The organism is Ensifer sp. ENS08 (genome assembly GCF_014852195.1).
Lineage (GTDB): Bacteria > Pseudomonadota > Alphaproteobacteria > Rhizobiales > Rhizobiaceae > Ensifer > Ensifer adhaerens.
This window is the reverse complement of record NZ_JACVBF010000071.1, coordinates 1-347: the sequence shown is the minus strand read 5'-3', so window position 1 is coordinate 347 and position 347 is coordinate 1. Positions and strand designations below refer to the sequence as shown.

The 347-nt window shown below is 64.0% G+C and carries 1 protein-coding gene; it reads left to right on the top strand.

From position 1 onward, the window contains the following. Window positions 1–347 (top strand): amidohydrolase family protein (locus IB272_RS34555; protein WP_192359264.1); only part of this gene is annotated, 347 nt, incomplete at both ends.

Genomic DNA, 347 nt, shown 5'->3' with positions numbered 1-347 from the left:
ACGACTATTTCCGCCACAACGGTGCCGGCGAGATGCTGGTGTTTTCCGCCGCCGACTTCGAGGACTTCCGCGAGCCGCGCCCGGACATGCCGCCGGAGATGGAGGGCGAACTCGAAGAGGTCGTGCGCATTCTTGCGGAGAACCGCTGGCCCTGGCGACTGCATGCCACCTATGACGAGACGATCACCCGTGCGCTCGACGTCTTCGAGAAGGTCAACCAGGATATCCCGCTTGAGGGCATCAACTGGTTCTTCGACCATGCGGAGACGATCTCTGACCGCTCGATCGACCGGATCGCCGCCCTTGGCGGCGGCATCGCCGTGCAGCACCGCATGGCCTATCAGGGC